The organism is Taklimakanibacter albus, from assembly GCF_016595235.1.
In the GTDB taxonomy this organism is placed as follows: domain Bacteria; phylum Pseudomonadota; class Alphaproteobacteria; order Rhizobiales; family Aestuariivirgaceae; genus Taklimakanibacter; species Taklimakanibacter albus.
This window is the reverse complement of the sequence record NZ_JAENHL010000008.1, coordinates 1,092,765-1,109,626: the sequence shown is the minus strand read 5'-3', so window position 1 is coordinate 1,109,626 and position 16,862 is coordinate 1,092,765. Positions and strand designations below refer to the sequence as shown.

Below are 16,862 nucleotides of genomic sequence, written 5' to 3'. Positions count from 1 at the left end.
CCGTCTACCTTCTTCAGTCGCACAACCCCTTGGGATTGAGCAGGCCCCAGCCGAAGGTATCGTCGCGGCCCGGCGCGCCCAGATCCTCGGCCGTCGTCGTGAGGCGGGAGAGAATGTCTTCCATGCGGGCTTCGGGATCGTTCTTGCGGGCGAGTGCTATCGCCGCCGTGACGAAGGGCGCGGCGAAGGACGTGCCGGTGCGCGGCCGAGTGCCCTGGACCGAGGCGGCGATCCAGACATCGACGCCGGGTGCGGCGAGATCGATATGCGGCCCTCTGACGGCACGCCGATAGGCGCGCTTCTGCCGGTCGACCGCAGTGACGGCGACGACTTCGGGATAGGCCGCCGGATAGACGGGTTTTGCCTTGGGACCGTCATTGCCGGCCGCCGCCACCAGCACGATACCTTCTTCCGCCAGGCGCTTGACGGCGCTCTCCAGCACGCTGTTGGCCGGGCCGGAGAGGCTCATATTGATGATCGCCACGTCGCGGCTTTCGAGATAGTCGAGCGCCTTGACGAGGCTGTAGACATCGGAAACATCGCCCTGGCCTGACCGCTGGTGGAATGTGTCGACCGCGATCAGCTCGGCGCCCGGCAAAAGGCCGGGAGAGCGGCCATCGGCATCACCGATGAGCAAGGCGGCGATGGCTGTGCCATGCTGCCTGCCGGAGGCGGGCAGCGTCGCGGCCGCGAGCCGTTTCACTTCGACCTTGCTGCCCGCCAGCGCATCGTGTTTTGCATTGATCGCCGTGTCGATCATGCCGATGCGGATGCCGCCGCTGTTGCAGGATTGTGCGTTGTCGTTCACCGGCGTCCAGCCGATCATCCGGCGCGCCAGGCACTCGCCCGCACCGCAGGAGTCGCCGATATTGGGCCGGTAATAGTGATTGAGATCGACGGCGGCCTGGGGGGCCTCCGCCTGGACGCGGGCCCGCGCCTGAGCCAGCGTCACCCGCCGGGGAATGCGTAGGCGATGGACGGTCCGCCCTTCGGTGAGCGTGGCCTGCTCGAGAACCACATAGCCTTCGCGGGTCAATCGCGCCAGAGCCGCAGGCGTGAGATCGCGCCCGACCAGCTCGGCACGCGCGAAGCGCAAGGGTGCCGGCGCCGCGACCCGGCGCCGTTCCATGCGGGAGGGGCGGTTGCGGTTGTTGAAGTTGGTCTTCGTCCGCGACCTGCCGATGCCCGGCCGGTCATCCTCGTCATCATCCGCGTCGTCGTCATCGTCGCCGCGACCGTCGTCCCCATCATCGCCGTCGTCCCCGCCGTCGTCGCCGCCATCGTCACCGTCATCATCCGCGAAGGCGGGTTTGACGAGGCCGAATCCGTCGGCGCCGTTGCCCAACAACGACGGACCAATGGTGAAGATCGCCAGTCCGCACAGCACCGCACACAATCTTTTGATCTGTCTGGACGGCTCGTTCATCGCATTCTCCACATATTGACCCTTCGACGTCTCCGGGCTTGCCTTGGCGGCAAGGTCATGCGATCCGGTCAGCCGCAGGATTTATTGATAACGGATCCTGAGATCAACTATTCCAACTGGCGGAAAGATTTTCCAAGGATTGCATGGCGGGACTTTCTGACGATTTCGGCGACCGGCTCATCGCGTTTCTGCCCAATCTGCGCCGTTTCGCGATCTCGCTTTGTCGTGCGCCCGACACAGCCGATGATCTCGTGCAATTGGCCTGCGAAAGAGCCATCGCCAATGCTGCCTCTTTCGAGCCGGGTACTAGGTTCGATGCCTGGATGTTCCGCATCTTGCGCAATTTATGGATCGACCAGTTACGCCGCGACCGGACCGCCGGGCCCAAGGACGATATCGAGCTCTATGAGGGCAAGCTCACGGGCGATGCCGGCACGACGCCGGAACACCGGCTGCTGCTTTCCGATGTCTGGGAGGCGATCGGAAAGCTGCCGGACGAGCAGCGCGAGGTGCTGCTCCTCGTTTGCGTTGAGGAACTTTCCTATCGCGAGGCGGCCGGCATATTGGGCATTCCGATCGGCACGGTGATGAGCCGCCTGGCGCGCGCCCGGGCGAATATTGCCGTTGCGACGGGAATAAACGATGCCGCGGGCCGTTCATCGGCCCAGGACAAGGTTAAGATCGATGACTGACGATTTCAGCGACGAGGAATTGATGGCCTATGCCGACGGCGAGCTGGCGCCGGAGCGGTCGGCGCGTCTTGTCGAGGTTTTGTCCAGCCGGCCGGATCTCGCCCGGCGTGTCGCTTTGTTTGTGCGTACAGGAGCGCTCACCGCCGAAAGCGTGAAGGCGCGGACGCATGAGCCGGTGCCGGACAATCTGAAGGCCTCCGTCGAGGCGATGATCCGCAAGGCGGCGCCGGCTTCGGCTACCGTCACGCCCTTACGTCCCCGCAAGGCCGCGCTGTCCGTCTCTCCTTTCGGCCATTGGGCCATGCCGATCGCCGCTTCGTTCCTGGCCTTGGTCGCGGGTGTTCTCGGCTACTGGCTGGCCTCGGGCGGGGCGCCGAAGCAAGGTTATTACCAGGTCGCCGGCATCGCCGATCCTGAGCTGGCGGCCATCCTGTCGAAGCTTCCTTCGGGCGAGAAGGCGCATCTGAACGCGGGTGAGGAGGTCTCCATGACCAGCTCCTTCTATCGCGGCGACCAGGTTCTTTGCCGTGAATTCGCGATCGCCGGGCCGGAAAAGGGCGATCATCTGGCCGTGGCCTGCCGCAGCGCCGGCGCATGGAGCATCGATCTGGCGCTGCGCACCAGTGGCGGCGGCGCCGATGCCTACAAGCCCGCCTCGTCGGCGGAAACGCTGGACGCCTTCCTGAATGCGCTGGGCGCCGGGCCTGCGATCGAAGGCCAGGCGGAACTGGACGCGCTGAGCAAGTCGCCCTGAAATCACATCAGATCGATCGACCAGAGCGCCGGCGACAGCAGCGCCGCGGCAACGCTGGTGAATGTCGCGACCACCCGATGCCCGCGAGGGGCCTGGCGCTCCCGCGCCAGCTGCAGGAACAAGGCTGCCGCGAGGAGCGCGCCCAAGACCCAGGCTGTTGCGACGAGGCCCGAGCTCAGATTGAGGCTCAGGCAGTCCGCCGCAATCTCGCCGATGGTTACCGCCGCCAACCTGGCCAGCCGCAGGTCATTGAATGCCGCTTCGGCCATCATGCGCAGTTGCGGCACCGTGGTCGGACAGATCATGGCAAGAAGGAGAGCGACGACTTTCATGATGGGCTCCTGTCGAAGTGATGAGAGCCCTCACGAGGCGCCCGCCGTCCGGCGGAAACAAGGAACGATCCTTACGAAATTGTATGTAGGGCGGAACTCGGGCCGGCTTGTATAGTGCGCCCCGCATCGGAGGCGTTGGAGCATCGGCCCGAAAGGTGTGAAGCGGTTTTCGGGAAACCGATGCGCAAAACTAAGAGATAGAAGCACAATGGTGCGGCATGAAGCTTCTCATCATCGAAGATGATCAGCATACGGCGGATTACATTCGCCGCGGCCTGCGCGAGCATGGTTATGAGAGTGAGCATGCCGACAATGGCCGCGACGGGTTGCTGCTCGCCGCGAGCCGGAAATATGACGCCTTGGTGATCGACCGCATGCTGCCCGGTATTGACGGTCTCAGCGTGGTGAAGACGCTGCATGCGGCGGGGCCGCATCCGCCGGTCATGTTCCTGACCACCATGGATGGCATCGATGACCGCGTGGCGGGGCTCGATGCCGGCGGTGACGATTATCTCGTCAAGCCCTTCGCCTTTGCCGAGTTCCTGGCCCGGCTCGCCGCCATATTGCGGCGTCCGCCCATCGCGCCGGAACGAACGGTTCTGTCCTTCTGCGACCTCGAGATGCGGCTTCTGACGCGTGAGGTCTATCGGGCCGGGCGCCGAATCGAGTTGCAGCCCTTGGAATTCAAGATCCTGGAATTCCTGTTGCGCAGCGACGGCCGCGTCGTCACCCGCACGATGCTGCTCGAGAAGGTCTGGGGTTTTCACTTCGACCCACAGACCAGCGTGGTGGAAACCCATATGAGCCGGCTGCGCGCCAAGGTGGATAGGGATTTCAGCACGACCCTGATCCGCACCTTGCGCGGTGTCGGCTATTGCCTGAGGGCTGATGCTTAGGCTGCTGCGCACCGCGAGCTTCCGTCTCGCCGCCGCCTATGCGGTGGTCACGGCGACGGCCTTCCTCATTCTTTATCTGGTTACCGGCTGGATATCGGGCCATGCGCTGGACCGTCAGATCCGTGCCGGCGTCGAGGTCGAATTCGCCGATCTCGTGAACGAATACAATGATTCCGGTCCCGCCGAGCTGCTGAAGGAGCTGAATGCGCGTTCAAACGTCAAGGGTGAATGGTCTTTCCTCTATTATTACGGCGATCAGTCCGGCCGCAGGCTCGCCGGCAATATCGACACCATCAAGACGTTCGAGGGCTGGCGAACCGAGCCGCTCGATACGGCGACGACCGGACAGACCCCGGTGCGCGGTGACCACGAGATGATCGCCTATGGCCGCCACCTGCCGGACGGCTCATTTCTGCTGGTGGGCGATGACGGCTATGGCGCGATCGCCACTCAGCGGGCGATCAACGAGGCCTTCGCCTGGGCATCCGTCCTGGCTTTGGTCCTGTCCATTCTCGCCGGCATCGTCATCAGCCAGCGCTTTCTCAGAAGCATCGACCGCATCAACGCGACGAGCAAGGCGATCATGCGCGGGCAGCTCAAGGAGCGTATTCCCGTCTATGATACGTCCGACGAGATCGACAAGCTCGCGGCGAATCTGAACCAGATGCTCGACAGCAACCAGGCCTTGCTCGAGCTTCTCAAACAGGTTTCGACCAATATCGCACATGATCTGCGCACGCCGATGGCGCGCTTGCGCCAGCATCTGGAGGAAAGTGTGCTGGTCGGGCGTTCGGTCGAGGGGTATCAGGCGGTCATCGGCGAGGCGATCGACGAGATCGATTCCATTCTCGCCACCTTCTCAGCCCTGCTGCGCATTGCGCAGATCGAATCCGGCACCCGCAAGACGGCATTCAAGCCGGTCCATCTCTCCGCCGTGGCCGAGAGGCTGGCGGATTCCTATCGTGCCGTCGCCGAGGATGAAGGCAAAGCGCTCGGCACCACCGTGGCGCAAGGGGTTGTCTTCAAGGGCGATGAGGAGCTCTTGACCCAGATGCTGGCCAATCTCGTGGAGAATGCCATCAAGCATACGCCGGCAGGCTCCACCATCAGGCTGGAGCTGGGGAACGGCGATCGCCTGACGGCGGTTGTGGCCGATGACGGGCCCGGCATTCCCGAGGCGGAGCGTGAGCGTGTCTTCGACCAGTTCTATCGGCTCGATCGCAGCCGCACCACACCCGGACAGGGGCTCGGCCTCGCTCTCGTCTCCGCCGTGGCCCAGCTTCATGACATCGAGGTGCGGCTCGAGGATAATCAGCCCGGTTTGCGCGCGGTGGTCGATTTCGGCGCCCTGAGCCTCAGGTGAGCAAGCCGCTTTTGCGCGCCTGCACGAATCCGGATAGGCCTGGATCTCATGCAGGACGATGTCGATATCCTTCTTGTCACCGGACCGGCAGGGGTGGGGAAATCCACTTTGTGCTGGGAGGTCGGGGCAATGCTTGTCGCCGCGGGGATGCCGCACGCGATCATCGAGACGGACGAGCTCGACCGGGTCCATCCGAAGCCAAGCGCTGAAGAGCTCGAAAGGCTGAAGCCCGGCACGCGGGATGTGTCGAGCCTCAATCTGGCGGCGCTGTGGTCGACTTACCACACGCTCGGTCATCGCCGGCTGATCATGTCCGGGGTCATGCTGCATCTTAGCTTTGACCGCCGTTGGATCCTTGCAGCTATCCCTCAGGCGCGCTTCACGATCGTCCGCCTCATGGCGGCGGAAGCGACGCTTCTGGCGCGGCTGGAGCAAAGGGAGACTGGTTCAGGCCTCGCTAGCCAGGCCGAACGCACCCTGCGCCAGGCCCGGCGCATGGCAGAGGAGAAACAGGACGGTATCCTTTTTGTGCCGACGGATGGCCGGAATCCGTCGGAATTGGCGCAATCTGTCCTTGCGGCCTGGCTGGGTAATTGATCCGCCGGCTGAAATCTTCTGCAACATTCGGGACATCTTTGGGAAAAAATCCAGTGTTAGCTTTGCCATGCCTCGTCGAAGCAACCAGCACCGCAGGTTCTTCGGCTTCCGATCATCAGGTTCCAACCGCCTGATGCAGAAATCAGGCGCCCGATTCCCCGTCGGGCGCCTGACATTTTAGGGCAAGGCCAACTTTATGGCCCGTTCCACCGGAGAGACACCATCGAGCGAGAAAGTGCCTTTCGGCAAGAGCGGCGGCTGCGCCATGAAACGCGGCTGTGTTCCCTGATGCGGCTGCGCCGCATGAACCAGGAACGGATGGCAGAGATAGACCGTTCCGGCAGGCCCGGTCGCCAGCATTTCAGGTCGATGCGCGCTTTCCGTGAAGCCGGTCTCCGCCAGGTGCCTGAGTGACAATCCTGCATCGCCTGCCGGCAGCAGCCGGCGGGCAATATCGTGGTGCGACCCGGCCAGGATGCGCGTCGGCGCGTCCGTCTCGCCGACATCGGAAAACAGGAACAGCATCAGCAGCGCCCGACCCTTCGACACAATATTGGCGCGCCAGCTCATGAAGTCGCTTGCGTCGCCGCCGGGCGCCATGAAGCTCACATCGATATGCCAGCCGGCATCGCCGGGATCGTCCAGCGAGGGGAAACGCACCGGAAACGAGCCCAGACTGCCGCGCGGCAACCAGCGGCCCTGACCGACGAGCTGGTCGAAGGCCAGGTGCAGCATTTCGGTGTTGGCGGCGCGTCGGAACGGCTCCTGGGCATAGTCCCACAAGCGTATGACGGGTTTCGTCCAGGTTGCAGGATCGGCGGGATCACAACCGGTATCGCGCCAGAGAATGGCGCGTCCCTCATCTGCGAGTGCGCGGGGAAAGGCTTCGTCGAGGCGGACGAAACCCCGGGTGATGAAATGGTCGATTTGCGCGGCATCGAGCGCGCGCTCTTTCCTGTGATCAGGCATGATGGTCTCTCTGCATTAGCCAGCCATATAGGCGCCGTGGTCAGCGCGATCGGCCGGAGACAGGTCTGGACATCGCGATGTCCGGTGCAAGCGTTCAAGCGGCGTGCAGGAAGACCGTCTGGAAATGGCGAATGGACATCATCATGACGCACCTATTTTGCATCGGGCGTCGCGATTTTCAATAGTCATTGCGCAACCCGGCGGCTGCGCATAGAAACTTTCATACATTCGACGGCGGATCCGGATACATCATGAGCATGCTGGCCATCAGCAAAAGCACCATCGCCACGCAGATCGTCGAGGAGCTGCGCCGCCGCATCATCAAAGGCGAATATCGCGCCGGCATGAAATTGCAGCAGGAGCAGATCGCCCAGGAGCTCGGCGTCAGCCGCAGCCCGGTGCGCGAGGCATTGCGCCAGCTCGAGGCCGAGGGCCTGGTGATCCTGATCTCGCAGAAGGGCGCCGAGGTGGCGCCGATCTCGGCCAGCGAAGTGGCCGAGATGTTCGAGATCCGGCTTCAGCTCGAGCCGCATCTCCTGGCGCTCGCCATCCCGCAGATGACGGCGGCGGATCTTTCCGAGGCGGCGCGCCTCATCGCCCTGATGGAGACGAGCGATGTGGGCAATTGGGGCATGCTGAACTGGGACCTGCATCGCACCCTCTATAGCCCGGCCGAACGGCCGACCATTCTGCGCATGCTGGAGCGCGTGCACCAGAATATCGATCGCTATCTGCGCATGGAAATCACCCGTTATGACGGACGCGCCACCGCCAAGGCCGAGCATCAGACGCTTGTTTCTTTGTGCCGGGCGGGCCAGGTGGAGCGGGCTGTCTCGCTCCTGCGCATGCATATCCTCAACGCCACCGCGCACCTGCCCGAGATGGCGAAGCCCGATAATGGGGGTACTTCATGATCAAGAGCGATGGCCGCACCGCGGTGGTGACCGGCGGGGCGAGCGGCATCGGCGAAGCGGTGCTGCGCCGTTTCGCCGAGGCAGGCTGGCGGACGATCTCGGCCGACATCGACGCCAAGCGCGGTGTGCCGATCGTCGATGAGATTACGCGAGCAGGGGCCGACAGCCTCTTCATCCGCGTCGACATGGCCGAGGAGAAGGAAATCACGGCGCTCGCGGAGCGCTTCGGTGCCGTGGATGCCCTGATCAACTCTGCCGGGCTTTTGCAGAATGCCGTGCGCGTCCTCGACATGGACATCGCCGAATTCGATCGCATCCAGGCGGTCAATGTCCGTGGCACCTTGCTGGCCGCGCGCCATTTCGGCAAGGCCATGTGCGCCAGGGGCTCAGGCAGCATCGTCAATCTCTGCTCGCTCACCGGCATCAGGCCGTCGGCGCAACCGGCCTATGCGATGGGCAAAGCCAGCCTCGACATGCTGACCCAGATCCTCGCCGCCGAACTGGGCCCGCATGGCGTGCGGGTCAATGCAGTAGCGCCCGGCTATACGCTCACCCCCGCGATGCAGGCGCGCATCGATAGCGGTGCCCGCGATCCCAAACGCGTGACCGATAATTCCGCGCTCGGCCGCTTCGTCGCTCCACGCGAAGTCGCCGATGCGATCCTCTTCCTTTGTTCCGATATGGCCGCCGCGATCACCGGCGTGACACTGCCGATCGATTGCGGCTGGCTCGCCACCTCGGCCTATAAATCCTACGCCGCTCAGCCTTAGCACGTGACTATGATGATCTCAATCGAGGGGAAACCTGAATGACCAACTGGCGCGGCGTGTTTCCGGCGGTGACGACGAAGCTCGGCAAGGATGGCGCGATCGATCTCGACGCCACCCAGAAGAGCATCGACCGTCTCATCGTCAACGGCGTTTCGGGCGTCATCGTGCTGCCGATGCTGGGCGAAAATGCTTCGCTCACGCGCGACGAGCAGGAGAAGGTGGTGCGCGCCGGCAAGGAAGCGGTGGCGGGCCGGGTGCATTTCCTGAGCGGCCTTGCGGAGATCTCGACCGAAGCGGGCAGGGCGTCAGCCAAGCGCTATCAGAAGCTCGGCGCCGAAGGGCTGATGGCCTTCCCTTCCATCGCTTACAAGAGCGATCCGCGCGAGACGGCGCAATGGTACAAGGAGCTCGCCGGCGCCTGCGATATTCCGATCATGATCTACAACAATCCGATCGCCTACGGCGTCGATGTGACGCCGGCGGTTCTGCGCGAACTCATCGGCACGCCCGGCATCGTCTGCATCAAGGAGGAGTGTGGTGACATCCGCCGTGTCACCGATATCTACAATGAAACGGGCGACCGTTTCAGCGTCTTCTGCGGCGTCGACGATCTCATTCTCGAAAGCGTGGCGCTCGGCGTCACCGGCTGGGTCTCAGGCATGACCAATGCATGGCCGGCCGAATGTGTGGCGATCTATGACCTGGCCCAGGCCGGACGTTATGAAGAGGCGCGCCGGCTCTATCGCATCACGCCGGCCTTCCATCTCGATACCCATGTGAAGCTGGTGCAATATATCAAGCTCGCCGAGCACATGGTCTATGGCGCGCCCGAATGGGTGAAGCCGCCGCGTCTGCCGCTCGTCGGCGAGGAGCGCGAGCGGGTGAAAGGCGTTATCGAGGCGACGATCCGGGCGCTCGCCGGCACCAGGATGGCGGCCGAACAGATTGACTCCGCCTGACTTTCCCGCGCGCTGGCGCTTGAGCGCGCCCTCGCTTTTGACCGAGACATTTTCGAGTCGCATCTGGAAGGCGCGGCTCGATGATGGCGGCGTTGCCATCGTCAAGGATCTGAAGCCCTTCGACGATGTCGAGGATGAATTGCGCGGCGCCCATTATCTCAGCTGGCGTCAGGGCCGGGGCGGCGTGCGCCTGTTCGACGGCGATAACAATCTCATGCTGCTCGAATTTGCCGGCGCGCGGCATTTGCGCGACGTGCTCGACAATGACGGCGATACCGCGGCGACGGAGATTGCCGCTTCCGTCCTGGGCGAGCTGACCGCTCCATCCGATCTGCCCTATCCCGCCGGTCTCCAGCTCTTGCGGATTCGTTTCGCGAGCCTCTTCGCCAAGGCGGCCGCCGATCATAGGATGGGGCGGACAAGCCTCTATGTCGAAGCGGCGCGGACTGCCGAGCGCCTCTTAGCCGTGCCGCGCCGGCTCTGCCCGCTGCATGGCGACCTTCATCACGACAACATCATCGAGGGCCCGCGCGGCTGGCTGGCGATCGATCCCAAGGGTGTGCTCGGCGATCCCGCCTTCGATGCCGCCAATATGCTCTATAATCCGTTGGAGCGTGATGATCTTTGCCTCGCCCCGGATCGGATCGCCCATATGGCCGAGGTCTTTGCAAAAGTGCTGGATCAGGACCCGCGCCACATCCTCGATCATGCGATCGCCTATGGCTGCCTGTCGGCCGCCTGGCACGAGGCCGACGGCAATGCGGAGGACGAGGCGCGCGAGCTCGCAGTCGCATCCGCTATCTGCGCTGTCAGAGCGAGAATCTAGTACATGACCCAGAGATAGGGTCGGAAGCCGCAGCTATTTCCGCTCGTAAGCGGCGACAATGCCTTCCGCCATCCGCTTGAAGCGGGCGCATGGTCCTTCCGGGCCATCGCTTTGCCGGCTGATGCGGGCGCCCTCGAAGAGGAGGCACAGCGTGTCGGCGGCGAGCTCGGGCTGTGTCAGGTCGGCGCGCTGGCACAGACCGACGAGCCGGCGGCGGTGCTCTTTCTTGCCTTCCTCGATCACTCGCCGGCCGGGGTGATCGGGTTCGGTGAGCTCGACCGCCGCATTGGCGATCTCGCAGCCGCGCTTGTCGGAGGCGATGCACTGAGCGCCGGCGCCGATCCAGGCGATGAGCTGTGCTTTGGGGTTGTCGGGATACTCAAGCTCGAGCTCGTCCCATTTGCTCATCGTCTCATTGATGGCCTTCTGCAGGCACTCGACGATGAGATCGTCCTTCGAGCCGAAGTGACGGTAGAGCGTCATCTTATTGGTACCGGCTGCCTCGGTGATCGCTTCGACGCCGATGCCCTTGATGCCATGCTGATGGAACAGGTCGCGAGCGGTGTGCAGGAGTCGGTCGCGCGGTTTGAGGTCGGAAGCAGTCGCCTCTTCGGGTTTCTGCAAAATTTTTACACCCATGGTCTTGACTCTGTTGTGACCGATCGGTAACAGTATGCTCGTTAATGACCGGTAACACCCTGTCAGAGTTTAGTCAAGACCCCGATGCCCGCCGGCATCCCGTTACGTCAAGGAGGCAGAAATGTCATTCTATTACAAGGGCCCCACCATCGATCAGCTGATGAGCGATCCCGTGACGCTCGCCATGATGGAAGCGGACCATGTCGATCCGGTCGTCTTCAAGCAGATGCTTGACCGCACCAGTCGGCGCTTGCGCGCCGACCGCACTGCCTGACGACCAATAGGATATTCCCATGGTCGGCTTTTTCATCGAGCGACCGATATTCGCCTCGGCCATCGCCGTCATCATGGTGCTGGCCGGGGCCATCGCTTATTTCCTGCTGCCGGTAGCGCAGTTCCCCAATATCACCCCGCCCCAGGTGGTGGTGAGCGCCAGCTATCCGGGCGCCAGCGCCCAGGTCGTCGCCGACACGGTGACGACGCCGCTCGAACAGTCGATCAACGGCGCCGAAGGCATGACCTACATGTCCTCGGCCAGTTCCAATGACGGTTCATCCCGCATCACCGTGACCTTCGATGTCGGCTTCGATGCCGATCTCGCCGCGGTCGACGTGCAGAACCGTGTCTCCCAGGCCGCGTCCTCGCTGCCGGCGATCGTCAATCAGGCCGGTGTGACGGTCAAGAAGCAGAATCCGAGCTTCGTGATGGTCGTCAATCTGATCTCGCCCGACAAATCGGTAGATGCTGTCGGCCTGAGTAACTATGCCTTTTTGCAGATCGCTGATCCCCTGAAACGTGTGGCGGGTGTCGGCGACGTCATTATCTGGGGTGAGCGGCGCTATTCGATGCGCATCTGGCTCGATCCCGACAAGCTCGCCAATCTCGGCATTACCGCTGTCGATGTGCAGAACGCCATTGCCGAGCAGAATGTCCAGGTCGCCGCCGGCAAGATCGGGCAGTCGCCGGCGCCCTCAGGCACCGCATTCGAAATGCAGGTCAACGCCACCGGCCGCCTCGCTGACCCGCAAGCCTTCGGTGAAATCGTCGTGCGCGCCAATTCGGCGCAAGGTTCCCTGGTGCGCTTGCGCGATGTCGCGCGCATCGAGCTCGGCTCGCTGCTTTATTCCACCTCGGCCTTCCAGAACGACAATCCGACCATCTTCATCGGCGTCTTCCAGATGCCGGGATCGAACGCGCTGCAGCTGCAGAAAGCCGTCGAAGACAAGATGCTGCAGCTCTCGGCGCAGTTCCCCAAGGGCATCACCTACAACATCAAATACAACACCACCCGTTTCGTCTCGACGGCGATGGAGGATGTGGTCAAGACGCTGTTCGAGGCGCTCGTGCTCGTCGTCGCCGTCGTCTTCATCTTCCTGCAGAACTGGCGCACCACGCTCATTCCCGTCATCGCCATCCCGGTCTCGCTGATCGCCACCATGGTGGTGATGCTGGGCCTGGGCTTCTCGCTCAACATGCTGAGCCTCCTCGGCATGGTGCTGGCCATCGGCCTCGTGGTCGACGACGCCATCGTGGTGGTCGAGAATGTCGAGCGCCAGCTCGAGGCCGGGCACAAGCCGCTCGAAGCGGCGCGTCTGGCCATGAAGGAAGTGACGGGACCGATCATCGCCACCACCGCCGTGCTGATGGCGGTGTTCATCCCGGTCGCCTTCATTCCTGGCGTCACCGGCCAGCTCTACAACCAGTTCGCGCTGACCGTCGCCATCTCGGTCGGCATCTCGGCCTTCAACTCGCTCACTTTGAGCCCAGCTTTGTCGGCCGCGTTCCTGCGCCACCGCCCGCCCTCGCAGTTCTTCTTCTATCGCTGGTTCAACTCAGGCTTCGGCTGGTTGTCGCATGTCTATTCCGCTTCGGTGCGCAGCTTCATCAGATTGCGCTGGCTGATGTTCGGTTTCTTCGCCGTCCTCATCGCCGCGACTTACCTTGTGTCGACCCGCATCCCGTCGGCCTTTCTGCCGGTCGAGGACCAAGGTTATTTCTTCGCCGTCGTGCAATTGCCGGACGGGGCCTCGCTCGAGCGCACCGAAGCGCTGGTCGAGAAGGTCCGTCAGACGCTCAGCGCCGAACCCGGTATCGACACGGTGATGGGCATCAACGGCTTGAACTTCCTCACTTTCGCCAACCAGTCGAATGCCGCCGCCGTCTTCGCCGTGCTCAAGCCGTGGGACGAGCGCGGGCCTGGCCTCTCGGCGACCGATATCGTCAACAAGGTGAGGCCCAAGCTTTTCGGTATGCCGGAAGGTCTCGTCCTCGCTTTCGAGCCGCCGTCGATCAATGGTCTGGGCACCACCGGCGGCTTCGAGTTCCAGGTCGAGGATCTGACCGGCCGCGGCACCGCCGCCGTCAACGAGGCGACCCAGGCCTTGCTGGCGGAGGCGCGCAAGCAGCCGGAGCTCAATCCGCAAACCTTGTTCACGACTTTCTCGACCGTTACGCCGCAATTCAACTATGAGCTCGACCGCAACAAAGCCAAGCTCCTGGGGCTCAATCTGCCGGATGTGTTCAACACCCTGCAGATTTATCTGGGCTCGCTCTACGTGAACGACTTCAATATGTTCGGCCGCACCTTCCGCGTGACCTTGCAGGCCGAGCAGGGGGCGCGCGCCTCCGCAAACGATCTGAGCCGCCTCTATGTGCGCAACAATACGGGCGAGATGGTGCCGCTCTCCACCCTGGGCGCGCTGAAGCCGATCGTCGGGCCTGAGACCGTGACCCATTACAACAATTACGGCTCGGCGCTGATCAACGGCAATGCCGCCCCGGGCTTCAGCTCAGGGCAAGCCATTGAGGCCATGCAGCGCGCGGCCGCCACGTCCTTGCCGAAGGATTTCGGCTTCGAATGGACCGGCATCACCTATCAGGAGCTGAAAGCGGGATCGGTCGCCATCATCGTCTTCGCTTTGGCGCTGGTCTTCTGCTTCCTCATCCTGGCCGCCCAGTATGAAAGCTGGTCGATGCCCTTCATGGTGCTGCTCTCGGTGCCGACGGCGATCTTCGGCGCGCTGCTCGCCATCTGGCTGCGCGGCATGCAGATGGATGTCTATTCGCAGATCGGCTTCGTGATGCTGATCGGCCTTGCCGCCAAGAACGCCATTCTGATCGTCGAATTCGCCAAGCATCTGCGCGAAAGCGGCCTCGGCATCGTCGAGGCGGCGATGGAAGCGGGCCGGCTGCGCCTGCGTCCGATCCTGATGACGGCTTTCGCATTCATCCTGGGCGTCGTGCCGTTGATGCTGGCCTCGGGGGCGGGTGCCGCCAGCCGCCAGTCACTCGGTACCGCCGTCTTCGGCGGCATGCTCGCCGCCACCGTGCTCACCCTCATCTTCGTTCCCGTTTTCTATGCGGTGATCGAGGAATGGCGCGAGCGTAAGCAGAAAACCGAACCGGACCTGGTGCCGCACGCCCAGCCGGCCGAATAGGAACCACGCCATGCGCATCTGGAAAATCGCCACTGCCCTGACCCTTATTGCCGCTGCCGGTGCCTTCGCTTATTTTCGCGGCGACCCGCAGCTTCTCGCCGGCCTGTTGAGCAAGCCCGCCGATGCGGCGGTGGAGCCGGCGCCGATGCAGGCCATGCCGGTGCCCGTCACCGGGGTCGTCAAGAAGACCATCCCGATCTATCTCGATTATGCGGCGCGCACCGAAGCGATCCGCGGCGTCGCGCTCCAGGCCAAGGTCTCCGGCTACATTCTCGGCCAGCCGGCGATCGACGGCGCCGATGTGAAGCGGGGTGATCTCCTTTATCGGATCGATCCGCGCGATTATCAGGCGGTTCTCGCTCAGGTGCAGGCGCAGACGGAGCGTGACCAGGCCTCGCTCGATTATGCCAAGGCCAATCTCGACCGCGGCAGCGACCTCACCAAGACGGGCTTCCTGTCCAAGGACAGCTTTCAGCAGCGCGCGAGCGCCGTCGCGCAGGGCGAGGCCACCGTCGTCGCCGGCAAGGCCGCGATCCAGGCCGCCGAGATCAATCTCGGTTATACGGTGATCAAGGCGCCCTTCGACGGCAGGCTCGGCCGCAACCAGGCGCCGGTCGGCACGCTCATCAATGTCGGCGGCGCGGCGTTGAACACGCTGATGCAGATCAGCCCGATCTATGTCACCTTCGCACCGAGCGAGGCCGAGCTCGTCCTGATCCAGAAGGCGAAAGCCGAAGGACCGGTGACGGCCGAGGTCACCGTGCCGGGCGATCAGGGCCCGCCGCGCAAGGGCGAGCTTACATTTCTTGACAATCAGGTCGATCACACGACCGGCACCATCATTGCGCGCGCCACCATCGCCAATGAGGATCTGAGCCTGCTGCCCGGCCAATATGTGAATATCCGGCTTTTGGTCGGTGAGCGGCCCGATTCACTGATGGTGCCGCAAGTGGCTTTGGGCTCGAACCAGCTCGGCAAGTTCGTCTATGTGGTCGATCAGGGCAAGGTCGGCATGCGTCTCGTCGATCTGGGGCCGACCGAAGGTTCGCTTATTTCCGTGACGAAAGGCATTGCCGAAGGCGATCAGATCATCAGCGGCAATCTGCAGAAGATCGGACCCGGAATGCCGGTCACGCCGATGTCGGTGCCGGAATCTTAAATTCCCCGATCGGCGTCTGATATGCCATCATGGCGCGGGTTGGCGCTTGGTGGCTCGCATGGCGCTGAGAATGCTGAAATCGGTAATGTGTCTGGGGCTGGGTCTGTGGCTCACGGGGGCGTACTCCTGTGGGGCTCGCTCGGCGGAGATCGTCGTGTCGCCCTCGACCGAGACGGTGGCGCTCGTCAGCATCACCGGTGAGCTCGAATTCGGCGATGCGGCCGCCTTTCAGCGCCAGACCGAGCAGGTCAGGGAAGCGGTCGTCGTGCTCCAAAGCCCGGGCGGCAATGCCGCCGCTGGCATTTCGATCGGTCGCGCCATTCGCAAGAAGGGGTTCGTGACCATGGTGCCGCCATCGGTCAATTGCGCCTCGGCTTGCGCCTGGGCCTGGCTTGGCGGCGTGCAAAGGTTGATGGGCGAGAGGGCGCGGATCGGCTTCCATGCTGCCTATCTGCTGCGCGGCGGCAAAGCGCGCCGCAGTGCCGCCACTAATGCGATGTTCGCCGACTATGTGGGCGGCCTCGGCCTGCCGCCCCAGGCTATTGCGTATGTCACCGGCGCGCCACCGGAGCGCATGTACTGGCTGACACTCGCGACCGCGCAGGCAGTGGGGATCAAGACCAGTCTCTATGCCGCCGGCGGAATCGCCGATTTGCTGGAACAGGCCCACCATGCGCCCATGATGATCCAGGAAGCGACGGACTATCCCGGCAATGATATCGGCCGCTTGAAGCAGACGACACTCGATGCCTGCCTGATCGCCTGCAGCGCGGACAGGACCTGCAAGGCTTTCACCTTCATCACCTATCGCAGCGAATGCTGGCTCAAGAACGAAACCGGCTCGGCCGAGCCGCGCAACGGGCTTGTCTCTGGGATCAAATAGTCAGGTAGCCGCGCTGTTTTCGTAGCCCGCCTTACGGATCGCTTCGCCGATGCTCTGCTGGGCCGCGCTGCTGCGGACTTCCACGAGCTTACGGCCGAGATCGACCGTGACCTCCGCCTGGGCATCCACCAGCTTGACGGCGCGCTGCACCATGCCGGCGCAATGGCCACAGGTCATGTCGGGAATGTTGAATTTATACATGGTGGTCTCCATTTCCGCTCCGGATATAGACATTCCAACGATAGG

The 16,862-nt window shown here is 63.3% G+C and carries 18 protein-coding genes; 13 read left to right on the top strand and 5 right to left on the bottom strand.

From position 1 onward, the window contains the following. Positions 1-13: 13 nt before the first annotated feature. Positions 14-1,426, bottom strand: a complete 1,413-nt coding sequence (locus JHL16_RS28270; protein WP_246771191.1) for a S8 family serine peptidase — start codon at positions 1,424-1,426, stop codon at positions 14-16. A gap of 143 nt (positions 1,427-1,569) precedes the next feature. Between JHL16_RS28270 and JHL16_RS28265 the strand changes: the two genes are divergently transcribed. Together JHL16_RS28265 and JHL16_RS28260 are read left to right on the top strand one after the other, a co-directional pair. Then, a complete protein-coding gene (locus JHL16_RS28265) occupies positions 1,570-2,118 on the top strand; it encodes an RNA polymerase sigma factor (protein ID WP_200188228.1) in 549 nt (182 codons plus the stop codon). Continuing rightward, entirely contained in the window at positions 2,111-2,872 is a 762-nt protein-coding gene (locus JHL16_RS28260) for an anti-sigma factor family protein (RefSeq protein WP_200188227.1), read from the top strand. The genes JHL16_RS28265 and JHL16_RS28260 overlap by 8 nt, the downstream gene beginning before the upstream one ends. Before the next feature lie 2 nt (positions 2,873-2,874). Here JHL16_RS28260 and JHL16_RS28255 read toward each other — a convergent pair whose 3' ends face one another. Continuing rightward, a complete protein-coding gene (locus tag JHL16_RS28255) occupies positions 2,875-3,204 on the bottom strand; it encodes a hypothetical protein (RefSeq protein WP_200188226.1) in 330 nt (109 codons plus the stop codon). 218 nt (positions 3,205-3,422) lie between these two features. Here JHL16_RS28255 and JHL16_RS28250 point away from each other — a divergent pair, with 218 nt between their 5' ends. Genes JHL16_RS28250 through JHL16_RS28240 form a run of 3 tightly spaced genes read left to right on the top strand, consistent with a single transcriptional unit; the run spans position 3,423 to position 6,060 of the window. After that, entirely contained in the window at positions 3,423-4,100 is a 678-nt protein-coding gene (locus tag JHL16_RS28250) for a winged helix-turn-helix domain-containing protein (protein WP_200188225.1), read from the top strand. Beyond that, positions 4,093-5,463, top strand: a complete 1,371-nt coding sequence (locus JHL16_RS28245) for a sensor histidine kinase (protein WP_200188224.1) — start codon at positions 4,093-4,095, stop codon at positions 5,461-5,463. Before JHL16_RS28250 ends, JHL16_RS28245 begins: the two co-directional genes overlap by 8 nt. Before the next feature lie 48 nt (positions 5,464-5,511). Next, positions 5,512-6,060: an AAA family ATPase gene (locus tag JHL16_RS28240; protein WP_200188223.1), complete on the top strand. Its 549-nt coding sequence runs from the start codon at positions 5,512-5,514 to the stop codon at positions 6,058-6,060. A gap of 177 nt (positions 6,061-6,237) precedes the next feature. Here JHL16_RS28240 and JHL16_RS28235 read toward each other — a convergent pair whose 3' ends face one another. Further along, positions 6,238-7,029: a phytanoyl-CoA dioxygenase family protein gene (locus tag JHL16_RS28235; RefSeq protein WP_200188222.1), complete on the bottom strand. Its 792-nt coding sequence runs from the start codon at positions 7,027-7,029 to the stop codon at positions 6,238-6,240. 251 nt (positions 7,030-7,280) lie between these two features. On the opposite strand from JHL16_RS28235, the gene JHL16_RS28230 reads away from it, so the two are divergent. Genes JHL16_RS28230 through JHL16_RS28215 form a run of 4 tightly spaced genes read left to right on the top strand, consistent with a single transcriptional unit; the run spans position 7,281 to position 10,498 of the window. Further along, positions 7,281-7,943: a GntR family transcriptional regulator gene (locus JHL16_RS28230; RefSeq protein ID WP_200188221.1), complete on the top strand. Its 663-nt coding sequence runs from the start codon at positions 7,281-7,283 to the stop codon at positions 7,941-7,943. Further along, on the top strand, positions 7,940-8,713 hold the full coding sequence (locus JHL16_RS28225) for an SDR family NAD(P)-dependent oxidoreductase (RefSeq protein ID WP_200188220.1): 774 nt from the start codon (positions 7,940-7,942) through the stop codon (positions 8,711-8,713). Before JHL16_RS28230 ends, JHL16_RS28225 begins: the two co-directional genes overlap by 4 nt. A 38-nt stretch (positions 8,714-8,751) precedes the next feature. Continuing rightward, positions 8,752-9,672, top strand: coding sequence for a dihydrodipicolinate synthase family protein (locus tag JHL16_RS28220; protein ID WP_200188219.1), 921 nt, complete (start codon positions 8,752-8,754; stop codon positions 9,670-9,672). Continuing rightward, positions 9,659-10,498 carry an aminoglycoside phosphotransferase family protein gene (locus JHL16_RS28215; protein ID WP_200188218.1) on the top strand — a complete coding sequence of 280 codons (840 nt, stop codon included), beginning with the start codon at positions 9,659-9,661 and terminating at the stop codon, positions 10,496-10,498. Before JHL16_RS28220 ends, JHL16_RS28215 begins: the two co-directional genes overlap by 14 nt. 33 nt (positions 10,499-10,531) lie before the next feature. On the opposite strand, the gene JHL16_RS28210 is transcribed toward JHL16_RS28215, so the two are convergent. Next, positions 10,532-11,137, bottom strand: a complete 606-nt coding sequence (locus JHL16_RS28210; RefSeq protein WP_200188217.1) for a TetR/AcrR family transcriptional regulator — start codon at positions 11,135-11,137, stop codon at positions 10,532-10,534. Between the two features lie 121 nt (positions 11,138-11,258). On the opposite strand from JHL16_RS28210, the gene JHL16_RS28205 reads away from it, so the two are divergent. The 4 genes from JHL16_RS28205 to JHL16_RS28190 all read left to right on the top strand — a co-directional run bounded on the left by JHL16_RS28205 (position 11,259) and on the right by JHL16_RS28190 (position 16,616). After that, positions 11,259-11,411: a hypothetical protein gene (locus tag JHL16_RS28205; RefSeq protein ID WP_171028136.1), complete on the top strand. Its 153-nt coding sequence runs from the start codon at positions 11,259-11,261 to the stop codon at positions 11,409-11,411. A gap of 19 nt (positions 11,412-11,430) precedes the next feature. Continuing rightward, entirely contained in the window at positions 11,431-14,574 is a 3,144-nt protein-coding gene (locus tag JHL16_RS28200; RefSeq protein WP_200188216.1) for an efflux RND transporter permease subunit, read from the top strand. A gap of 10 nt (positions 14,575-14,584) precedes the next feature. Further along, positions 14,585-15,733 (top strand): efflux RND transporter periplasmic adaptor subunit, encoded by a 1,149-nt coding sequence (locus tag JHL16_RS28195; RefSeq protein ID WP_200188215.1) that lies wholly within the window; start codon positions 14,585-14,587, stop codon positions 15,731-15,733. Between the two features lie 70 nt (positions 15,734-15,803). Then, complete coding sequence (locus tag JHL16_RS28190; protein ID WP_200188214.1) at positions 15,804-16,616, top strand: PAN domain-containing protein; 813 nt, start codon at positions 15,804-15,806, stop codon at positions 16,614-16,616. On the opposite strand, the gene JHL16_RS28185 is transcribed toward JHL16_RS28190, so the two are convergent. After that, the gene (locus JHL16_RS28185; protein ID WP_200188213.1) at positions 16,617-16,817 is read right to left on the bottom strand and encodes a heavy-metal-associated domain-containing protein; all 201 of its coding nucleotides are present in this window, start codon (positions 16,815-16,817) and stop codon (positions 16,617-16,619) included. Between the last annotated feature and the right edge of the window lie 45 nt (positions 16,818-16,862).

Bases quoted from the DNA above. Each gene is read 5' to 3' on its own strand.
- JHL16_RS28225 (WP_200188220.1), top strand. From the start codon at position 7,940: ATGATCAAGAGCGATGGCCGCACCGCGGTGGTGACCGGCGGGGCGAGC.
- JHL16_RS28210 (WP_200188217.1), bottom strand. From the start codon at position 11,137: ATGGGTGTAAAAATTTTGCAGAAACCCGAAGAGGCGACTGCTTCCGAC.
- JHL16_RS28235 (WP_200188222.1), bottom strand. From the start codon at position 7,029: ATGCCTGATCACAGGAAAGAGCGCGCGCTCGATGCCGCGCAAATCGAC.
- JHL16_RS28270 (WP_246771191.1), bottom strand. From the start codon at position 1,426: ATGAACGAGCCGTCCAGACAGATCAAAAGATTGTGTGCGGTGCTGTGC.
- JHL16_RS28205 (WP_171028136.1), top strand. From the start codon at position 11,259: ATGTCATTCTATTACAAGGGCCCCACCATCGATCAGCTGATGAGCGAT.
- JHL16_RS28245 (WP_200188224.1), top strand. From the start codon at position 4,093: ATGCTTAGGCTGCTGCGCACCGCGAGCTTCCGTCTCGCCGCCGCCTAT.
- JHL16_RS28250 (WP_200188225.1), top strand. From the start codon at position 3,423: ATGAAGCTTCTCATCATCGAAGATGATCAGCATACGGCGGATTACATT.
- JHL16_RS28240 (WP_200188223.1), top strand. From the start codon at position 5,512: ATGCAGGACGATGTCGATATCCTTCTTGTCACCGGACCGGCAGGGGTG.
- JHL16_RS28265 (WP_200188228.1), top strand. From the start codon at position 1,570: ATGGCGGGACTTTCTGACGATTTCGGCGACCGGCTCATCGCGTTTCTG.
- JHL16_RS28185 (WP_200188213.1), bottom strand. From the start codon at position 16,817: ATGTATAAATTCAACATTCCCGACATGACCTGTGGCCATTGCGCCGGC.
- JHL16_RS28260 (WP_200188227.1), top strand. From the start codon at position 2,111: ATGACTGACGATTTCAGCGACGAGGAATTGATGGCCTATGCCGACGGC.
- JHL16_RS28220 (WP_200188219.1), top strand. From the start codon at position 8,752: ATGACCAACTGGCGCGGCGTGTTTCCGGCGGTGACGACGAAGCTCGGC.
- JHL16_RS28255 (WP_200188226.1), bottom strand. From the start codon at position 3,204: ATGAAAGTCGTCGCTCTCCTTCTTGCCATGATCTGTCCGACCACGGTG.
- JHL16_RS28195 (WP_200188215.1), top strand. From the start codon at position 14,585: ATGCGCATCTGGAAAATCGCCACTGCCCTGACCCTTATTGCCGCTGCC.
- JHL16_RS28230 (WP_200188221.1), top strand. From the start codon at position 7,281: ATGAGCATGCTGGCCATCAGCAAAAGCACCATCGCCACGCAGATCGTC.
- JHL16_RS28200 (WP_200188216.1), top strand. From the start codon at position 11,431: ATGGTCGGCTTTTTCATCGAGCGACCGATATTCGCCTCGGCCATCGCC.
- JHL16_RS28190 (WP_200188214.1), top strand. From the start codon at position 15,804: ATGCTGAAATCGGTAATGTGTCTGGGGCTGGGTCTGTGGCTCACGGGG.